Genomic DNA, 18468 nt, shown 5'->3' on the forward strand with positions numbered 1-18468 from the left:
CTGAAGGTAAACAACATGAAGGCGCAATGGTTCAATTCAGTGGATCAAATAGGTGAGGCTACATGGCGCGCCGCGATTGGGGAAACGCGTTATCCCTTTGCGCAGTTTGCTTTTCATCAAGCGCTTGAGCACAGTAAAAGCATTGGCGACGGCACCGGTTGGTACCCAGAATATTTGCTGGTGATGGACGACGATGACAGCCCTATGGCCATTGCTCCAACCTATTTGAAAACTCATTCCCAAGGGGAATTTGTGTTTGATTGGTCGTGGGCCGATGCCTACCAACGCTACGGCATGCGCTACTTCCCTAAGCGTATTTGGGCGATACCCTTTTCCCCGGTAACGGGGGTTCGACTTTTTTCGCATCGTGATCCGCAAGGCGACGATGTGGCGTTTTCTCATCTGTACCCAGCGTTGGCCGAGTTAATGACTCAAGCCAACCAAGAGCGCGATTTTTCCAGCTGGCATTTATTGTTTGCCAAGTCAGAACACGCGGCGTTATTCGCACCCAACAAAGATCTACTGCATCGAATATCTTGTCAGTTTCATTGGTTCAACCGTGACTACAAAAACATGGACGACTACTTGTCGCATTTCTCCAGCCGTAAGCGCAAAACCGCCCGTAAGGAACGAGAAAAAATCGCCAAAGAAGGCATCAAGCTGACTCGAACCATCGGCCGCGATTTAACGTCGGCCGAGATTGATTTTTTCTACCTGTGTTACCAATCCACCTACGCTAAACGTGGGCAACAAGGTTACCTCACTCGCGAATTTTTCGGGCAACTAGCCGAAAACATGGGCGACCAAATTCTCTTGGTACAAGCCTTTCGAGAAGGCGAAGCCATCGCCGCCTCTTGGTGCTTCTTTGATGATCATTCTTTGTATGGCCGCTATTGGGGTTGTATGGAAGAAGTGGATTGCCTGCACTTTGAAGCCTGTTACTACCAAGGCATCGAGTTTTGCTTGGAAAAAGGGTTACAGCATTTTGATCCAGGAACTCAAGGGGAACACAAAATCGCCCGAGGCTTCGAGCCTGTCTTCAGCCACAGCATTCACTACATCGCCCATGAAGGTTTCCGCGACGCCATTGGCCACTTCTGCGAAGAAGAAGCGCAAGCCGTGCGTGAGTACCATCAAGATACCCACGCGTTGTTGCCGTTTAAGCAATAGGCGAAACGCTGTGTTAAACAGCGATCTTCCAATGATTGTCGACTTCTTCTAATAATATTTCCCTTGCGGCTTGCTTGGCTTCGGCATCTGAAAGTAAATCAAGAAAATAGCCAACAGAGCTGGCTTTCTCTAGTGTTTCCATAAAGAGAGACCTAAGCGCAGCGTCTGTCGTTCGAGGAATTACGGATTGCCCTTTTTCATAACGCGCGATCGTTTGCTCTGACACGCCAAAACGATAGCCGAGCATTTTTTGCGATAGGTTTAACTCTATGCGTAAAAATTTAAACTCAGCAGGACAAAGAGCCGTATGATTGTCTGTCAGACTTTGTGCAATGGCGTTATGTAAGTTATTTATATCATCGATGCTGGTGTAATTTTCGCCGTCAACCTGTTCCATGACAAAACCGTTTTTTAGAAAAACGTTAGATAAGCCACATTCTGTATAGTGATACATAAATACTCCTAATGCAGTGACCACTAGTGACCCCAGACTGTGATTAAAATCGATGTCGGGTTATCCGCAGGGTGTTTTATGACAACGCTCAGTTCTAATATAGACCCAGCAGCCATGCCCTTTATATTACATTTCCAATCACCATTGAGCTCAAGATAAGGGCCTTCACGAAATATGGAGCGCTTACTTTTAAGCAGAGTTAAAATTTGCCTCGTGGTCACTCCTCGATCAAGCATGCGTTCTTTGATGTGTCTGCTCCAACGGATTCTATTTGTGTGATTTTCGGCTAAGTCGTTAAGGGTTTTTCGAGCTGCAAATTCACTGAGAGGAAATACCACGTTTCCTTGTGGGTTGTTCTTTTTCATAATGCTCATCCATTGAGTCAATACCTATCATATTGATAGGTTGTTTCGTTTTTGTCAATAGTGAGATCAGTGACGGTAACCCTCCCCCTTTTTCTAAAGAGAGTTTCTTAAGGGGGAGGGTTTTCATGCAAGATATTATCAGAAAGGAAAGATCAAACGTCTTTCAAAATCAAACGTCTTTATGCGGGCCGAACAATTCGTAGTGAATACGATCCGCTTCGACGCCTAGTGTCAGCAGCTGTTGTTTGACGAACATCATGAAGCCCACTGGGCCACATAAGTAAAATTCACCATCCGTCAGCGGTAGGCTGTCTTTTACTGCGTCAATTTGCATCATACCGTTCAATACGCCTTGCGCTTCGTTGCCTGCTTGTTCGTACCAAGTGTAAACAGACAGGTTGAGCTGCTCTTTTAGGCTGTTTACGTGGGCGTCAAATGAATGCTGACCTTGATGCGCACAGGCGTGCAAGTAGCTGATGGGTTGGGCGTATTGTTGTTTTGCCAATGTGTCTAATATGGCTTGCATCGGGGTTAAGCCAACACCACCAGAAATCAGCACCACCGGTGTTTGTTTGTCTTGGAAAAAGAAGTCGCCCGCTGGTGGCATGGCTTCGATCTCGTCACCGACGTTGACATGGTCGTGTAGGTAATTAGACATAACCCCGGCAATGTTGTTGCTGCCTTCGCGTTTTACGCTGATACGGTAGCTTTGGCCGTTTGGTGCGGTAGACAAGGAGTATTGGCGAATTTCGTCGAATTCGTTGCCTTTAGGGTGTAATTTCACGCCTAAGTATTGCCCCGGTACGTAACCGATGACAGCGCCACCGTCGACTGGTTCTAATACAAAGCTGGTAACCAGCTCGGATTCTGCTGTTTTAGACGCCACACGAAAGCGACGGAAATCTAACCAACCGCCTGCTTGTGCCGCGCGCTCTTGATACAAATCGCTCTCGATTTTAATAAAAATGTCCGCTAATTGGCCATAGGCTGCGACCCACGCTTCTTCCACGTCTGATGTAAAGGCGTCTGGTGCCAATTCGCGTAGTGTTTCGATCAGGTGATGACCAACAATGGCGTACTGGTCAGGCTTAATATTAAAACTGGTGTGTTTATGTGCGATGCGCATCACCGCGCCAGTAAGCACTTCTAGGTTATCGATGTGCGTTGCGTACGCTGCAATGGCGTTAAAAAGCGCCGCGGGTTGGCCTCCCGTTTTTTGGTGCGTCATGTTGAATACGTGTTTCAACTCTGGGTTATGAGTAAACATACGATTATAGAAGTACTGTGTGATCGCAGGGCCGGCTGACGCCAAAAGAGGAATAGTCGATTTAACTGTGTCTATATGTTGTTGAGATAACATCATTGTTTCCTTTTTAATTCGTGAATAAAACTCATCGTCGGCGTGATTAACCGCTCTATACGTAATAGTATTGCGAAGCTTGTGCCAACTTATTAAAGTTATAAAAATCAATGATTTAAATATATGTCTATAAATATAGAGTCGTTATGACTCGCTCATTTAAAAGTCGATATGATATATTAGAGTCAAATTGACATAGTGAAGCACAATAGAAAACAACGTAAAAATCAGAGATTGATGACCGTGAACCAGATTTCCAATAATGCCCTACTTAGCTTTGCGCTAGACCTTGCCAGTGCCGTGACGCTGCCAAATCGTTTTGAGCAATTGGTCAATGCTGTCCGTGCGACCATTAACTGCGACGCAGTCGTTTTGTTGATCAATCACCATGGTGTGCTGGCTCCGATTGCCCAACGAGGTTTGTCGGAAGACCTCATGGGCCGTCGTTTTGATATTGATGAGCACCCAAGGCTGAAAGAGATTTGTGCGGGACATTATCCAGTACGTTTTCCAAGTGATTCCCCCCTGCCCGACCCCTATGACGGCATGGTGTTGGGCTATGGTGAACACCTGCCCGTGCATTCTTGTATGGGTGTGCCGCTGTATTTGGAAGGAAAATTGATTGGTGTCGTGACTTTAGACAGTATTCAGCCCGGTGTTTTTGATGAAATAGACAATCGCGCCTTGGAAATTATTAGCACCATGGCGGCCATGACATTAAATACCTCGATGCTGATGACGCGCTTGGAAAGCCAGTCTCAACATGCGCAGCAGGTGCTCAAAGTAATGAGTGAACAGCCAAGCGAAATGATCGGTCAAAGCAAGGTCATGCAAGATCTTAAGCAAGCGATTCAACTGGTTGCGTCGTCTGACTTTGCCACGCTCATTGAAGGGGAAACCGGTGTCGGTAAAGAGCTGGTAGCGCGGTCCTTACATGAGCAATCTTCTCGCTCCGATGCTCCTATGGTGTACGTAAACTGCGCGGCGATTCCGCAGCATTTAATTGAGAGCGAGCTTTTCGGTCATGTCAAAGGGGCGTTTACGGGGGCGGATCGTGATCGAGAAGGAAAGTTTCTTTTAGCCGATGGCGGCACCTTATTGCTGGATGAAATTGGCGAATTGCCTTTAGAAGTACAAGGCACTTTATTACGAGCGATTCAAAACCAAGAAATTCAAGCGGTCGGTAAAGATCAGGTGCGAAAAGTCGACGTGCGCATTCTCGCCGCGACCAATCGACACCTAGAAACCGAAGTCGCAGAGCAGCGTTTTCGCGCGGATTTATTTCATCGTTTGAGTGTGTTTCCACTTCAAGTGCCCGCATTGCGGGAGCGGCAAGGCGATGTGCCCTTGTTAGCGGGCTTTTTTGCTGAGCGGTTTCGGCGCAAATTGGGCTTGCAGCAATTGACGATCGCTGCCGCCGCGATGGAATTATTAGACGCTTACCATTGGCCAGGCAACGTACGAGAGCTGGAGCATGTAATTTCTCGCGCCGCCTTGTTTGCCAAGGCGGATGCGGTCAAATCTGAGCGAACGAGCGGAATCACCGTGATAACGCCTTCGCATCTTACCGGGTTACAGTTAAATAATAACTTCCATAAAAAGATACAAACTGCCCCTTTAGAAAGCGACGCGACACAAGACAGCTCTGACGACACCATTGATTTACGAGAAAAAACAGACACTTACCAGCGTAATATGATTCGTCGAGCGTTAGAGCAGAATAACGGGAATTGGACCAAAGCCGCGCAACAGCTCTCTATGGATCGAGCGAATTTAGCACGGCTAGCAAAACGCTTGGGTATTTTCGTCGCAAAAGAAGTACGCATATAATGTTTGATAAACAAATTTAAGTTTAAACCGTGACTGGATAAAACGTCTCGTTTATATCTTTGCCCATGGTAAGCTATGAAAATGTATATGATTAAGCCCAAGCGGAGCATAATGACATGAAAATCAAATCCTTACATTTAAAGCACTTTCGTCGCTTTGATGATTTTGAGATTTCATTTGATCCGAAATTAACGGTTTTGGTTGCGAAAAATGGAGCAGGAAAAACCAGCATTTTAGATGGCATAGCTATTTCTTTAGGCCCATTTTTAACACGATTGCCAAGTGCAACAGGAAAAAACTTTAAGGAAATGGATTTTCAGATTTTACAGGATGGCATGAAGCCCCCTTATATGAGAATACGTAGCGAATCCTTTAACGGAATTGTTTGGGATAGAACGGAAAAGCGTGATAAATCCAAAAAAACAGCGGAGCAAATTCCTGAGGCGATAGGGCTTAAAGCGTTATTTAATCATGTTGATTCATTTGCCGACGCATTCAATAGTCAAGAACCTTTTCAGTTACCTATATTTGCTTATTTTGGCGCTGGTCGTGGAGTTTTTGACATACCACAACGTAAGAGAAGCTTTTCTAAAAAGTGCTCACGTTTTGACTCTTTTAAAGGCGCTCTTGAAAGTAGAACAAATTTTAAAAGCTTTGTGGAATACTTTTACTCCCTTGAAGATCTAGAAACCCTTAAGCAAAAAGAAGCTCGTTCATTTGATTTTGTCATTCCTGAGCTAAAAGCAATACGGAGTGCTGTAAATGCAATGATTCCAGCATTTAGTAATCCACGAGGAGCTTACCCAGCGGGAATTGAAGTGGATTGGTGTCAGGATGAAATTAAGAACACATTACGAATTGAGCAGCTTAGTGATGGTTATCGGACTACATTAGCAATGGTAATGGATATTGCTGCTCGTATGGCTGAGGCGAACCCTGATGTAGATGACCCTTTACAAACTGAAGGTGTTGTAATGATTGATGAGGTAGATTTACATCTTCATCCAGGCTGGCAGCAAACTATGTTGTTAGACTTAATGCGTACTTTTCCTAGTGTACAATTTATTGTTACTACACATAGTCCTCAAGTAATTTCATCTGTTAAGCCTTCAAGTTTGCGTGTAATTGACTGGAAAGATGATAAGCCCGTATTAATTCCTATTGCTTTTTCTGAAGGCGCCGAAGCTCAGCAAGTATTGCTTGATGTTCTTGGATTGAAATCACCAAGAGTTGAATCTTTAGATATCGTTAAGGATTTGGAAAAATATCAGCATCTTGTTGAGCTTGATAAATGGGACTCAAAAGAAGCGGTTTATCTGCGTAAAATTTTAGATCAATGGGGAGCGGGGCATGAACCTGAACTTGCTCGATTGGATATGGACATTCGAATGAAAGAGTGGGAGCGCGAACAAATATGAAGAAGGTCGCAAAAGGAATTGAACCTCCACTTCTTGCAAACTATCGAGATATAAACCCAGATAATGAGTGGGAGCAATTCACTTCGAAGCTAAATCGACGCAATCAAATACAAGCTCAAATAAAAGCAGATCAAGGTGGCTTATGTGCTTATTGTGAGATTGATCTTGTCGAGAAAATAGAGGATGAGCTTGATGATTTCCGAGTCGAGCATTTTCATCCAAAATCTGACGGTACTGTTCCTCATAATTGGCATTTAGATTGGCAGAACCTATTAGGTTGTTGCCATGGAGGCAGTCAGCGTAATGTTGTTGATGCCAGTAATCGATTTACGAGTCCAGATGCTTCTTGTGACGTGCCAAAAGGAAGTCAAAATCTAGATAATGTGATTTTGAACCCGCTTCATATCCCTGCTTTCCCTAAGCTCTTTTCCTGTGAAAGAATAACAGGCGAATTTTCGGTTGACTCTGAAAATTGCGAGCAAGCAAATATTAGTGTTGAAAAAGCGCAAAATACTATTACTGAGTTGAACCTAGACACTGAACGGTTGAGACGCTTTCGCCGAGAGATTCTGAACAAGCTAAATGATGACGTAAGACGGTTAGTATCCCAAGGCTTTTCCATTGGAGAGGCACAAAAACGCCTAGCAGAAGTAAATTTAAAGAAAAACACGAACGGCCATTGGCCTAAATTTTTTACTAGCATCCGTAGTTATTTAGGGAGTACTGCTGAACGACAATTACGTTCTATTCATTATGACGGTTAGATTTACTTAATGCTGTCTAGCCGCACTCACCTGTCGAATACGTTCGGCCGGAAAAGCGAGCTGAGGCAGTAAATACGCCTTCAAATCTTCTGAATAATCCAATTCATCGAGCGCAGCGGCCATGCAATCTAACCACATGGCTTTTTCTTTTTCCGTCACGACAAGATGGGCATGGGCTTGAGGTAAGCTGATTGGGCCGTATTTCTTTGAAAACAAACGTTCTCCGCCCATCCATCCCGATAAAAAGCACACCAGTTTGTCGATGGTGACTTCAATGTCGTTTGGGTGCATATCAAACAGCGGTCGAAATTCGGGCGTGTTTTCCATGATGCGATAAAAGGTTTCTACCAAGGTTTGCAAACCAGATAATCCGCCAATGGCTTGCAAGGTGCCGTCGGCTTCGCCATACGTTGGAGGCTGAGAGAACGTCATATTATTGATCGTCTTTATTGGCAGTTTGTGGTGATTTTCTTGATTTTTTCTCTTTTTTCTCGCGATCCATTTTGATCGAATTACGATAACCACCCAGTGCAGCGAGCGCACCGATAATTAGGCTCATGTAAAAAGGAATGTCAAACAGCATGGTAATACTGATGAAAACAAAGCCAACGGCCAAACCTTCAAGATAGGGTTTAAGTTGCTTTGACATGGTGTTGCTCCAATAACGAAAAATATACGCGAGTTTAGCAAATTTCTGCGAGTCTGTGCGCGAGATTATGGAAAAATAGCCATGTATGCCGCCACAATCATACCCAGTATGGTCTCAATGAGAGTGCTTTTTGCCTGTTAAAAATTTTTGTATTGAGCCGTGTTTTTCATTTTTAGGTTGGTATGTTGAAAAAGTCATTATATCGGATTAAAAAAGCCTTTCGTTGTGAATAACTGCTATGATTTTCCACATTCGAAAAAACTTTTTTATTTTGTGGGTGAATAACTTTTATCCACAGAATAGTACACAACCACAAGTGAGCCCTGTGTGTCGACGTTATCCCCAGCCTCTATTTTTCACTCTTATCGAGTTAATCTCCCTTTAAATACCAAGATTTGGCGCATGGCTTGGCCGCCTATGGTGGCCAATATTACCACGCCGTTGTTAGGGTTGGTCGACACAGCCGTGGTCGGGCATTTGGGTACCGCCACGCATTTGGCCGCGGTGGCGATTGGTGCGAGTATTTTCAGCTTTCTATTTTGGGCATTTGGCTTCTTGCGTATGGGCTCCACAGGGCTTACTGCTCAGGCGTTAGGGCAAGACGATCAGCGTCGGGTGCGAGAGCTGTTATTGCAGTCGGTGTTAATGGGCGTGTTGATCGGCTTGATGCTGATCGCCTTTCGAGTGCCGATTATTGATCTGGCCATGGCCCTAATGGAACCCAGCGCCGAAGTAGAACCTTGGGCGCGTTTGTATTGTGAGGCGCGTATTTTTAGTGCGCCGGCGGTGTTGGCAGGCTATGCCTTGATGGGATGGTTTTTTGGCGTGCAATATTCCAAAGGTCCTTTGTGGATGTTGTTGGTGATCAACATTGCCAACATGGTGCTGGATTATTGGGCGGTGTATGGATTGGGCATGGCCAGCGATGGCGTGGCGTGGGCGACCGTATTGGCCCATTACATCGGTGTTTCGGTAGCGGGCGTATTGGCTTGGCATAAGCTCAAGGGCTTTTCGGGTCATGTGCCCCTGCGAGCATTAGCGAAATGGCGCGAATACATCGCCTTAGTACAGGTAAACCGTTATTTGTTTGTGCGCACCATTCTCTTGTTATTAGTGATGCTATTTTTTACCGCACAAGGCGCTCGCCAAGGAGATTCTATTTTGGCGGCCAACGCCGTGTTATTGACCTTTTTGATGATTATTTCCAATGCGCTGGACGGCTTTGCCTTTTCGGTAGAAGCCTTGTGCGGTGAGTACTACGGTCGTAAAGATAAGGCGAATTTCCAAAAAGTTATTCAATTATCAACTTATTGGGCCTTGTTGGCGGCGTTGATCTTGATGCTGATTTTCTGGCTGTCCGGGAATCAAATTATCGCCTTATTAACCAGCGTACAAAGTGTACGTGATGATGCGTCACTGTACCTACCTTGGCTGATATTTTTCCCACTGTTAGGTATTTGGTCCTTTATGTTGGATGGCATTTTTATCGGCACAACCAGCGTAAAGCAAATGCAAAACACCATGATCATTTGTGTCGTTGGCGTGTTTTTCCCTGTGTGGTTTATGAGCCAAGATCTTGGGAATCATGGCTTATGGCTCAGCCAAGCCATATTGTTTATCGCCAGAGCGATAACTTTGTATTGGTGTTATTTACAGAATATGAAAAAAGGGGTTTGGTTCGCCAATTCTTAAAACTCATTGCTTCGAGCATCTCTGTTAACAATTGAAATTTTTATGGTGACTGGGTTTGTTACCATGCGGTGATGTGTTCTTTTTAAAGCCACCAAACAGGGAGAAAATTCAGTATGTCGAAGCATTTCTTAAGCGAGTTAACCGGTTCTTTTGCTACGCCAGCGATAGAAAACCCCACAGGCGTGATGATGGAAGCTGCGTATCGAGATTTGGGTTTGGATTGGCGTTATATTAATTGTGACATTCAGCCCGAGGACCTTAAAAACGCCGTATTAGGTGCGAAAGCCATGAATTGGCGCGGTTTTAATTGTTCTATTCCTCATAAAGTGTCGGTTATTGCTCACCTTGATGAGTTAGGCGAGTCGGCTCGTATCATTGGTGCGGTGAATACCGTGGTGAACCGTGATGGCAAGCTAGTGGGAGAAAATACGGACGGTCGTGGTTTTGTCGAGTCCGTTACATCCAGCTTAGAGCTGAGCAACAAACGTGTGGTTTTGTTCGGCGCTGGTGGTGCGGCACGAGCCGTGGCGGTGGAACTGGCTCTAGCTGGCGTAGCACACATAACGATTGTGAATCGCAATCAAGAGCGCGGCGAAGAGCTTGCCCAACTGGTTGCCGATAACACGTTGGCTGGCGCGGAATACCATGCTTGGGCAAAGCAATATCAGATTCCTTCTGAGACGGATTTAGTGATCAACGTGACATCTATTGGCTTATATCCCAATGTGGATGCAGAGCTAGATATAGACACAGATTCGATTAAATCTCATATGGTAGTTGCAGATGGAATCTTTAACCCACCGCAAACACGATTGATCCAAACTGCTGAATCCAAAGGCTGTACGACGGTAAATGGCTTGGGAATGCTTGTCCAACAAGGCGCAATAGCTTTTGAATATTGGACGGGAAAAGCCCCTTCAATGGACGTTATGAAAGCCGCATTGAGTGATGCTTTGGACGTCACTGATCTGGACGTCACTGATCTGGACGTCACTGAGCTGGACATCACTGATCTGGAAAGGACAGAAACATAATACTCACTGGAATCCCCCAAGATTGTTTACAGCGGATTCTGGTGCTCGTTTCTGCGTAGCGAGCGCTGGATCCGCGTTTCTTCTTGGCGCATTTTCAATAAGTTATCTTCTACGAAAACCAAATGGGTGTGAGCCGCGGTTCTGGCGGCTTCGGCGTCGCCAGCCATGATGGCTTGATACAAATTGGTGTGTTGTTCCATTACGCGCTGACGAGCGGCTTGCTTCTCAAATAGATTCCTAAGGTTACTCGAAATGCTTTTCGCCAACATGGCGTGTAGGCTGCGAAGTGTGTGCAGCAACACCACATTGTGCGCTGCTTCCGCGATAATCATGTGAAATTCCACGTCTAACTTAGCTTCCAAGGCAAAAGCTTTGTTTTGGTTGGCTTCTATCAGCTGGTTAAAACACTGTGTGAGCTTGGTTTTGTCGGCGTCGGTACTGCGCAGTGCTGCGTAGTAAGCGGCGAGACTTTCTAGCGCATCGCGAAACTCCAATTGGTCGTATAAAAATTCATCGTGGGAACTGATCAAATCTTGCAGTGGATCGGCAAAGGACGTTCCTAGCTGTTGGGAAACGTAGGTTCCGCCGCCGTGACGACTGAATAACACACCGCGCGCGATCAGTTTTTGAATGGCTTCTCGTAACGAGGGTCTCGATACCTCAAAACGCGCGGCCAATTCCCTTTCCGGAGGCAGTTTTTGTCCTGCGGTAAAACTGCCTTCTAAAATCATGCTTTCGAGCTCTTTCATGATGATGTCGGAAATTTTCGGTTGTTTAACGCGACCAAACTGATTGGGTTCCATAACGTTTCCTAAAAAGGTCTTCTTTAATGGTGGTTTTCTTAATGGCTGTGTATAAGTTTAAAAGTGGTAAAACCAATTAATCTTGCTGCTAAAATTCACGAAATATCGACTAAACTATCAGTTGACAAAGTTTATCTGACTTCTTACTGTGCCTTATATTTAAAAGGTAAATTGGTATTACCAATTTGTCTAGCGTTAATTTTTAGTATGAATAATAAAAAACAGGCGACTCGCCGTGGGACTTCTGATGAACACAGCCACAACTGATAAAGACTCAATTGCTCATAAAACCGCTCAATATCGCGATGTGTATTTTGCTTTGAAAGACGCAAAAGACGGCGCGATTGATGAATCTCGATTGATTCAAGACCCACTTCGAACCTTGGCGTACGGTACCGATGCGAGTTTTTATCGACTGATTCCTCAGTTGGTGGTGCGCGTTGATAACGAAGACGAAGTGCGTTTGGTCTTAAAAGAAGCGCGGGAGCGATCTTTGCCGGTGACATTTCGGGCGGCGGGCACCAGTTTGTCGGGTCAGGCGGTGACGGACTCTATTTTGATGCAGCTGTCGGATAATTGGAAAGGTCATCGTGTTCATCAACATGGTCATCGTATTTCCTTGCAGCCCGGAGTGATTGGCGCTCGTGCGAATCAGATTTTAGCACCGTTTCAACGCAAAATTGGCCCAGATCCCGCGTCGATCAACGCCTGTATGATTGGTGGCATTGCCGCCAATAACGCCAGCGGCATGTGCTGTGGTACGGCGCAAAACAGCTATCACACTGTCCAGAGCGCACGACTTATTTTTGCCGATGGTTCTTTGTTGGACACAGCGGATGAGTCGAGTCGATTAGCGTTTCGTGTTTGTCACGGACCCTTGCTTGAAACGCTAACGCGATTATCAAAAAACGTACAGGCGAATGCAGCGCTGGCGGAAAAAATAAGACACAAATATCGCCTTAAAAACACCACAGGATACAGTTTAAACAGCTTAACCGATTTCGATGACCCGTTTGACATACTGTTACACCTCATGATCGGCTCGGAAGGGACGCTGGGGTTTATCAGCGAGGTTACCTACGACACCGTGGTGGATCATCCGACGAAGGCCGCGGCGATGATTTTCTTTGACGATATGGAAACCACCTGTCGTGCCGTGATGGCGTTGAAAACGTCGCCGGTGGCCGCTGTTGAGTTGATCGATCGAGCGGGTTTGCGAGCCGTAGAAGGGAAGCCAGGGATGCCAGAGGCTTTGGCCTCATTGGGCGATAACGCGGCCGGTTTATTGGTGGATGTACGAGCTGAAAATGGTCACGCCTTAGAAGCCAATCTGGCTTTAGTTGTGGCGGCTTTGAATGGTCAGAGGACGTTAAACGCGATCGAATTCACCCAAGACAAAGCCCTTTATGATTCGTATTGGAAAATACGCAAAGGCTTATTTCCAGCCGTGGGAGCGGTTCGTCCGGTGGGCACCACGGTTATTATTGAAGATGTGGCGTTTCCTATCGAGCAGTTAGCCGAAGGGGTATTAGAGCTGCAAAGTGTGTTTCAAAAACACGGTTACCGTGAAGCGATTTTGTTCGGTCATGCGTTGGAAGGTAATCTGCACTTTGTGTTCACGCAGGGTTTTGATGATCCCAAAGAAATCACGCGTTATGAACAGCTCATGGACGAAGTCGCCCAGTTAGTGGCGGTAAAATATAAGGGCTCGTTAAAAGCCGAGCACGGCACAGGTCGTAACATGGCACCTTATGTTGAGCTGGAATGGGGCAAAGAAGCCTACGATATTATGTGGGAAATCAAGGGGGCATTTGATCCTCTGGGGCTGTTGAATCCAGATGTGGTGTTATCGCGCAATGCAAATTTGCATGTGCAGAATCTTAAACCTATGCCGAAAGCCAATGACAAGGTAGATACCTGCATCGAATGCGGCTTCTGTGAATCGTCTTGTCCGTCGAAATCCGTCACGTTAACACCTCGCCAGCGCATTGTGATTTGGCGAGAAATCCAAGGTCTGATGGCGTCGGGGGATCAGCCTGAACGCTTAGCTGAGTTGAAAAAAGACTATGATTATCAAGGGGTTGATACGTGCGCCGGCTGTGGTTTGTGTTCGATGCAATGCCCTGTTGGCATTAATACGGGGGATCTAACCCGTGAGATTCGTCACGATCGTCACCCAGACAGTAAAGTTGGGTATTGGGTCGCGGATCATTTTTCCGGTGTGACAAAAAGCGCGAAAACCGGTTTGTCGGTTGCACACGCAGCGCGAGGGCTGATCGGTAATGGCGGTATGAAAGCGGTCACTTCGGTGATGAATAAGGTCAGCGGTGGCGCAGTGCCTAAGTGGCACAACAGCATGCCGACGGCCGCGAGTGCGATCCCACGCCATCAATTGAATGGCACGCATAAAGAGGTGGTTTATTTCCCGAGCTGCGCCACTCGGATGATGGGCGCTGGGCCAAATGCCACCGATAAACGCTCGGTGATGACGGTGATGTTTTCTGTACTTGAAAAAGCGGGTTATAACGTTATTGTGCCCAAAGGCATTGAAAGCCAATGTTGTGGTATGGCGTTTCATTCGAAAGGTCAATTTGGCGCTGCAAAGCAAAAGTCCAGTGAACTTAATGCGTTGTTGTTGAAGGCCAGTGATAACGGCCGCATTCCTATTATTTGTGATGTCAGTCCTTGTACCTTGCGTATGCAGGAAAGCTTGGATGATTGCCTAGCCTTGCATGAGCAAGTGAGTTTTCTATCGACTCATGTCATGCCGACGATTCGAATTGCGAAAAAACTCGATAAAATGGCCTTGCATGTGACTTGCAGCACCACTCGGATGGGCTTGGCAGACAGCTTTGTACAGCTTGCTCATCAATTGGCCGATGAAGTGGTTATTCCGCCAGACATTACCTGTTGTGGCTTTGCCGGAGACAAGGGCTTCTCGACGCCCGAACTCAACGCCAGCGCCTTGAAAACCTTAGCCAAAGCCGTAGAAGGTTGCGAAGTGGGCTACTCAAACAGCCGCACCTGCGAGATTGGCTTATCGGAACACAGCGGCATTGAGTATCAATCCATTGTCTATCTGGTGGATCAATTGTCTGAAGCTTCCGCTTCTTAATCGCTTATCAAGAGGACGTTTTGCGTGCGTCACTGACGTTGTCAGCGCAAAACCTCCTCTAGAACCGCTTGAACATGTCATGTCGATACTATTGTTCATTTAGCGAATGTCAAAAGATCAACATCTCGCACACTTAATTATCTGCTAGAGGTTGATCTGGTTAACTACAAGTGGCTCCATTAAAGGCGAGTGAAAAACCTCAAAGCATAAACGTCGAGTACAGGCCAAATCCGCAGACGATGAGCAGCGCCCAGCCGACGAATTGGAAGAAGACGGGTGTTTCGGCTTTTTGGATGCGGTTATGGAGTTTTTGTCCGAAGACGTGCCCAAGCAAGGCGCATGGTAGTAGCCAAAGTTGATGGATGAGTTGCAGGTCGATGCCAGCGATGAGGAAGGAGACCATTTTGATCATCACGAGAATGAACCAGAGCACAAATAAGGTATCGCGCAGTTGATGGCGTGGCACTTTGGTGGCGAAGACGGAGACAATGAGCGGCGCGCCGATTAACGAGGTGCCGCTGACGTAGCCGCCGAGCATGAGGAAAATCGTGTCGAGAATTTTGTTGTTGGTGTAAAACGGTTTGTTAATAATGTAGGACACGGCAAAGATGGCGACGATGACAAAAATCACGCCGGTGACGATGTTGCCGGGTAAGGTTAATAAGCCAAATACGCCGATCAGTTTCGGTACGATCATGATACCGAGGGCTTTTTTCAAGTAACCCCATGCAATGTTGCCCTGCTCTTCTTTTGGCACTTCACCTCGTTCTGCGGCGAGAATGGCTTGCTGTTTGGTTTTTTTCGCACCTTGCCATGCAATCCAGCTCGAAAACACGAGTAAATGTACGGAAATGATTGGCAGGAATAATAAAGGGTCGTTTTTCACTAATAGCAGGAACGGTAAAGCGAGCACGGCACCGCCAAATCCTAGTCCGCTGCGAACGAAGCCGCTCCAAATAAAAATGGCGCCTATTAAGGCGTATTGCCACCAGACTAGATTTTCCATGGTTGTCCTTTGTGAGGCCTTTGTAGAATGGTCGAATCAAGAAAATTTAGGCGCTAGTGTAACCAAACTTTGCGGTCGACAACATGACGATTTTCATTGACGAGGTAGGAAAAGGCATTAAGATCGGCCGTCATTTTGATGTTTGGGGCGGGTATTTGAGTGATTTCCCTATGTGGAATTAAGAATGTCTGTATTTTTTAGATAAGTGTTTGCTAATATTTAAGGTGACGTGTAATGGAAGAATTGAAAAAGAGGTTTTTTGTATGAAGCATCGAATTATTTTTGCTGTGTTGATGTCGTTTACTCTGTCGTTGTTTATGTCGGCGTGGATTACTTACGTGAATATTGGGGTAACGTCTGAGTTTGTATCATTTTGGATGCACGCTTGGGTGTTGGCGTGGCCAGCGGCTGGGTTGATCTCGTTTATTGCTGGGCCATTTTTGCACGGATTAGCGCAAAAAATTGCCAATAAACTGTGATCTGATACGAGACTATTGTAATGATTGCAATAAACCGCACGCTAATGTGTGCGATTTATTACGTGAAAACGGCCTGGGTTAAACCGCATCAGGTGATGTCGGTGTGTTGTAATCTTCTTGTTGAATCGGGTCTTGCTGGCCTTGTCCCCATGTTTTTTCTAATGGAATCACGCCCGCCCAGACTGGCCAATTTGCGTCTTCTGCGTCATCAATGGGCGGTTCGGCGCGCATTTTTACCGACGCTTCTTCTATCTTAATTCTTACTAAGCCGGTGGCTTTGATTTCTTGTTCGTTCACTGGTCTGAGTTGTTCCCAACGGCCGGGGCTGACTTTGTCTAAGAATATTTTGAATTGGCGCAATTTTTCTTCTCGATCGTCAATGCGTTCTGGTACTCCAAATAGAGTCACTGAGCGATAGTTCACAGAATGATGAAACGCGGAGCGCGCCATGACCAATCCATCTAGTAGTGACATATTGATGCAGACTTTTTCGGGTTGATCAATGGGGCCTTTCACGTTGCGTGCTTTGGAATGGCCGTGCCAATACAAATAGTCGCCATCGCGCCAATGGCAGGTGGGTGTAACGAATACTTGGCCTTCTTTGGTTTGGCCGACATGGCACAGTAAAGCGCTGTCTATGATGTTAAACGCTAGTACCGCGTCGTAGGACGCTCTGTTTGGGCCTCGTTTTACCTTGCTTAATGGGGTTTCGAGTGAGCGGCTCATGGTGGAATCCTTGTTTTTGTGGGTTGGGGTCTATATAACCAAGAGTAGATAAATCTGGAGCCTTTAAAAATAGCCAGAATGCCATTAAATAAACAGGCCAGATATGAAGTATGCGATGGGAAGTTTACGGTTTTCTTTGAGTGAGGAAGGCGCGCCGTATTATCAGCAATTAATGGAGCAGATTTGCCGAGGCATTGACTCTGGTGAGTTAGTTGTGGGTGATAAGTTGCCCTCGTCACGATTTTTGGCCAGTTCCCTTGGCGTGTCTCGCAGTACCACGTCTCGAGCGTATGAGCAGCTTGTGGCAGAAGGCATTTTAACCAGTCAGGAAAAGCGCGGTGTGTTTGTGGCCGCCTTGCCTATGCTAAACAGTCGGGCGCCAAAACGTGTTGTTGTCGACACGCGACAGGCTTGCGTCAATACAGAATTATTGGCGTTTGATTCCGGCGTTGATGTGTCCGTGTTTCCAAGCAAGGAGTGGGCGACGAGCATGAGGCGAAGTTGGTTAAGCCCAGATTTGACCTTGTTACAAGGCGGTTATACAACGGGGTATCCTGGGTTGAAAGCCCAAATTGTGGCGTATTTATACCGCGTTCGAGGGCTGGAATGCACGGCGGAACAGATCATAGTGACGGCTGGTAGTCGGGACTCTTTATTGCTTTTGCAGCGTACGTTCGCTTCGTTAAGTCACCATGATATGACATGGTGGGTAGAAGAGCCGACCTATCCACCGATTCGTGAAGCCTTGGGGTCTTATGTTCGTCAAGGTGCTTTGATGATCGACGACGATGGTGCTTGTGTACCCACAGCTACGGTGTGTTCAAATGCGGCGATATTGACGCCAAATCGTCAATATCCCTTGGGAATGGCGATGAGCTCTCAGCGTCGTCAAGCGTGGTTGCACGCTGTGCAAGATGACGCATCGGATTGGTGGTTAATAGAAGACGATTATGACAACGAATTTGTGTATCAGGGTCAAAGCAATGTGCCTTTTATGCAAAGTGCGAGCGTATATGACAGAGCAAAAGATCGCGTATTTTTCATGGGCAGCTTTTCAAAGGTGTTGTTTCGAGGTTTAAGGTTAGGTTTTATTGTGGCGCCTATGAAGCATGTCGCCGCGTTACAGCACAGTCAGCACGTCATAGGCGTTTCCGCTTCATTACCGATACAACCTGTGGTGGCGGATTTTATGGAGCAAGGTCATTTTGATCGTCACGTTAATCGTATGCGTCGGCATTATCGACTTAAGCGTGAGGCGTTGCTTACCTTGCTAGAGGCTCATCTATCGCCCTGGTTTGAATGGAGGAAGCCGCGCGGAGGCATGCATGTTTTAATAGAAATAAAAGCGGAAATGGTCGCAAAATGTCCTGTCAATTCGCTTTGTTTAGACCAGCAGATTGCAAAAGAGCTGTTAATAAGCAACATTCGCCTATCTTATTTGTCTTCCCATTACGTACCGCCTAAAATAGCAGGCTATCGGATGGGCTTTATCTTGGGATTTAGTGGACCAGATGAGAAAGCTATGTCTCAAATGGTGCGCGCTCTGCGGACTTGGTGGGTGAAAAATGGGCCTCATTAGGCTGAGGTTTTGTGGACCCTCGTT

General features: G+C 46.3%; 17 protein-coding genes. 9 read left to right on the forward strand and 8 right to left on the reverse strand.

Going from position 1 to position 18468, the window contains the following annotated elements; all coding sequences use genetic code 11:
* Positions 1-15 precede the first annotated feature (15 nt).
* The gene (locus FXV75_RS00295; RefSeq protein ID WP_148830557.1) at positions 16-1170 is read left to right on the forward strand and encodes a GNAT family N-acetyltransferase; all 1155 of its coding nucleotides are present in this window, start codon (positions 16-18) and stop codon (positions 1168-1170) included.
* Positions 1171-1183: 13 nt separating this feature from the next.
* On the opposite strand, the gene FXV75_RS00300 is transcribed toward FXV75_RS00295, so the two are convergent.
* The 3 genes from FXV75_RS00300 to hmpA all read right to left on the reverse strand — a co-directional run bounded on the left by FXV75_RS00300 (position 1184) and on the right by hmpA (position 3352).
* Positions 1184-1624 carry a helix-turn-helix domain-containing protein gene (locus FXV75_RS00300; protein ID WP_148830559.1) on the reverse strand — a complete coding sequence of 147 codons (441 nt, stop codon included), beginning with the start codon at positions 1622-1624 and terminating at the stop codon, positions 1184-1186.
* A gap of 23 nt (positions 1625-1647) precedes the next feature.
* Entirely contained in the window at positions 1648-1989 is a 342-nt protein-coding gene (locus tag FXV75_RS00305) for a DUF4258 domain-containing protein (RefSeq protein WP_148830561.1), read from the reverse strand.
* A gap of 169 nt (positions 1990-2158) precedes the next feature.
* Positions 2159-3352 carry an NO-inducible flavohemoprotein gene (gene hmpA / locus FXV75_RS00310; RefSeq protein WP_316247073.1) on the reverse strand — a complete coding sequence of 398 codons (1194 nt, stop codon included), beginning with the start codon at positions 3350-3352 and terminating at the stop codon, positions 2159-2161.
* A gap of 234 nt (positions 3353-3586) precedes the next feature.
* Here hmpA and norR point away from each other — a divergent pair, with 234 nt between their 5' ends.
* From norR to ptuB, 3 genes are all read left to right on the forward strand, one after another.
* Positions 3587-5179, forward strand: a complete 1593-nt coding sequence (gene norR / locus FXV75_RS00315; RefSeq protein ID WP_148830563.1) for a nitric oxide reductase transcriptional regulator NorR — start codon at positions 3587-3589, stop codon at positions 5177-5179.
* 116 nt (positions 5180-5295) lie between these two features.
* Positions 5296-6597 carry an AAA family ATPase gene (locus FXV75_RS00320; RefSeq protein ID WP_148830565.1) on the forward strand — a complete coding sequence of 434 codons (1302 nt, stop codon included), beginning with the start codon at positions 5296-5298 and terminating at the stop codon, positions 6595-6597.
* Positions 6594-7361: a retron Ec78 anti-phage system effector HNH endonuclease PtuB gene (gene ptuB, locus FXV75_RS00325; protein WP_148830567.1), complete on the forward strand. Its 768-nt coding sequence runs from the start codon at positions 6594-6596 to the stop codon at positions 7359-7361. Before FXV75_RS00320 ends, ptuB begins: the two co-directional genes overlap by 4 nt.
* A 6-nt stretch (positions 7362-7367) precedes the next feature.
* Here ptuB and FXV75_RS00330 read toward each other — a convergent pair whose 3' ends face one another.
* Positions 7368-7793 carry a group II truncated hemoglobin gene (locus FXV75_RS00330; protein ID WP_148830569.1) on the reverse strand — a complete coding sequence of 142 codons (426 nt, stop codon included), beginning with the start codon at positions 7791-7793 and terminating at the stop codon, positions 7368-7370.
* Between the two features lies 1 nt (position 7794).
* Positions 7795-8010, reverse strand: a complete 216-nt coding sequence (locus FXV75_RS00335) for a hypothetical protein (RefSeq protein ID WP_148830571.1) — start codon at positions 8008-8010, stop codon at positions 7795-7797.
* 402 nt (positions 8011-8412) lie between these two features.
* On the opposite strand from FXV75_RS00335, the gene FXV75_RS00340 reads away from it, so the two are divergent.
* Positions 8413-9702 (forward strand): MATE family efflux transporter, encoded by a 1290-nt coding sequence (locus tag FXV75_RS00340; RefSeq protein ID WP_148830573.1) that lies wholly within the window; start codon positions 8413-8415, stop codon positions 9700-9702.
* A 113-nt stretch (positions 9703-9815) separates the two neighbouring features.
* On the forward strand, positions 9816-10736 hold the full coding sequence (gene aroE / locus FXV75_RS00345) for a shikimate dehydrogenase (RefSeq protein WP_148830575.1): 921 nt from the start codon (positions 9816-9818) through the stop codon (positions 10734-10736).
* 26 nt (positions 10737-10762) lie between these two features.
* Here the strand turns inward: aroE and FXV75_RS00350 are convergent, their stop codons facing one another.
* Positions 10763-11539, reverse strand: a complete 777-nt coding sequence (locus tag FXV75_RS00350) for an FCD domain-containing protein (RefSeq protein WP_148830577.1) — start codon at positions 11537-11539, stop codon at positions 10763-10765.
* A 247-nt stretch (positions 11540-11786) separates the two neighbouring features.
* Here FXV75_RS00350 and FXV75_RS00355 point away from each other — a divergent pair, with 247 nt between their 5' ends.
* The gene (locus FXV75_RS00355; protein ID WP_148830579.1) at positions 11787-14654 is read left to right on the forward strand and encodes an FAD-binding and (Fe-S)-binding domain-containing protein; all 2868 of its coding nucleotides are present in this window, start codon (positions 11787-11789) and stop codon (positions 14652-14654) included.
* A 199-nt stretch (positions 14655-14853) separates the two neighbouring features.
* Here the strand turns inward: FXV75_RS00355 and FXV75_RS00360 are convergent, their stop codons facing one another.
* Positions 14854-15660 carry a sulfite exporter TauE/SafE family protein gene (locus FXV75_RS00360; RefSeq protein ID WP_148830581.1) on the reverse strand — a complete coding sequence of 269 codons (807 nt, stop codon included), beginning with the start codon at positions 15658-15660 and terminating at the stop codon, positions 14854-14856.
* A 263-nt stretch (positions 15661-15923) separates the two neighbouring features.
* On the opposite strand from FXV75_RS00360, the gene FXV75_RS00365 reads away from it, so the two are divergent.
* Positions 15924-16139 carry a DUF2798 domain-containing protein gene (locus tag FXV75_RS00365; RefSeq protein ID WP_148830583.1) on the forward strand — a complete coding sequence of 72 codons (216 nt, stop codon included), beginning with the start codon at positions 15924-15926 and terminating at the stop codon, positions 16137-16139.
* A 78-nt stretch (positions 16140-16217) separates the two neighbouring features.
* Here FXV75_RS00365 and FXV75_RS00370 read toward each other — a convergent pair whose 3' ends face one another.
* The gene (locus FXV75_RS00370) at positions 16218-16865 is read right to left on the reverse strand and encodes a pyridoxamine 5'-phosphate oxidase family protein (RefSeq protein WP_148830585.1); all 648 of its coding nucleotides are present in this window, start codon (positions 16863-16865) and stop codon (positions 16218-16220) included.
* A gap of 103 nt (positions 16866-16968) precedes the next feature.
* On the opposite strand from FXV75_RS00370, the gene FXV75_RS00375 reads away from it, so the two are divergent.
* A complete protein-coding gene (locus FXV75_RS00375) occupies positions 16969-18444 on the forward strand; it encodes a PLP-dependent aminotransferase family protein (protein ID WP_148830587.1) in 1476 nt (491 codons plus the stop codon).
* The last annotated feature ends 24 nt before the right edge of the window (positions 18445-18468 follow it).

The organism is Marinomonas sp. IMCC 4694 (assembly GCF_008122525.1).
GTDB lineage: Bacteria > Pseudomonadota > Gammaproteobacteria > Pseudomonadales > Marinomonadaceae > Marinomonas.

What these genes read in the sequence shown, in the direction of transcription:
- FXV75_RS00295 (WP_148830557.1), top strand. Translation starts at nt 16, where the DNA reads ATGAAGGCGCAATGGTTCAATTCAGTGGATCAAATAGGTGAGGCTACA.
- FXV75_RS00300 (WP_148830559.1), bottom strand. Translation starts at nt 1,624, where the DNA reads ATGTATCACTATACAGAATGTGGCTTATCTAACGTTTTTCTAAAAAAC.
- FXV75_RS00305 (WP_148830561.1), bottom strand. Translation starts at nt 1,989, where the DNA reads ATGAAAAAGAACAACCCACAAGGAAACGTGGTATTTCCTCTCAGTGAA.
- hmpA (WP_316247073.1), bottom strand. Translation starts at nt 3,352, where the DNA reads ATGATGTTATCTCAACAACATATAGACACAGTTAAATCGACTATTCCT.
- norR (WP_148830563.1), top strand. Translation starts at nt 3,587, where the DNA reads ATGACCGTGAACCAGATTTCCAATAATGCCCTACTTAGCTTTGCGCTA.
- FXV75_RS00320 (WP_148830565.1), top strand. Translation starts at nt 5,296, where the DNA reads ATGAAAATCAAATCCTTACATTTAAAGCACTTTCGTCGCTTTGATGAT.
- ptuB (WP_148830567.1), top strand. Translation starts at nt 6,594, where the DNA reads ATGAAGAAGGTCGCAAAAGGAATTGAACCTCCACTTCTTGCAAACTAT.
- FXV75_RS00330 (WP_148830569.1), bottom strand. Translation starts at nt 7,793, where the DNA reads ATGACGTTCTCTCAGCCTCCAACGTATGGCGAAGCCGACGGCACCTTG.
- FXV75_RS00335 (WP_148830571.1), bottom strand. Translation starts at nt 8,010, where the DNA reads ATGTCAAAGCAACTTAAACCCTATCTTGAAGGTTTGGCCGTTGGCTTT.
- FXV75_RS00340 (WP_148830573.1), top strand. Translation starts at nt 8,413, where the DNA reads ATGGCTTGGCCGCCTATGGTGGCCAATATTACCACGCCGTTGTTAGGG.
- aroE (WP_148830575.1), top strand. Translation starts at nt 9,816, where the DNA reads ATGTCGAAGCATTTCTTAAGCGAGTTAACCGGTTCTTTTGCTACGCCA.
- FXV75_RS00350 (WP_148830577.1), bottom strand. Translation starts at nt 11,539, where the DNA reads ATGGAACCCAATCAGTTTGGTCGCGTTAAACAACCGAAAATTTCCGAC.
- FXV75_RS00355 (WP_148830579.1), top strand. Translation starts at nt 11,787, where the DNA reads ATGAACACAGCCACAACTGATAAAGACTCAATTGCTCATAAAACCGCT.
- FXV75_RS00360 (WP_148830581.1), bottom strand. Translation starts at nt 15,660, where the DNA reads ATGGAAAATCTAGTCTGGTGGCAATACGCCTTAATAGGCGCCATTTTT.
- FXV75_RS00365 (WP_148830583.1), top strand. Translation starts at nt 15,924, where the DNA reads ATGAAGCATCGAATTATTTTTGCTGTGTTGATGTCGTTTACTCTGTCG.
- FXV75_RS00370 (WP_148830585.1), bottom strand. Translation starts at nt 16,865, where the DNA reads ATGAGCCGCTCACTCGAAACCCCATTAAGCAAGGTAAAACGAGGCCCA.
- FXV75_RS00375 (WP_148830587.1), top strand. Translation starts at nt 16,969, where the DNA reads ATGAAGTATGCGATGGGAAGTTTACGGTTTTCTTTGAGTGAGGAAGGC.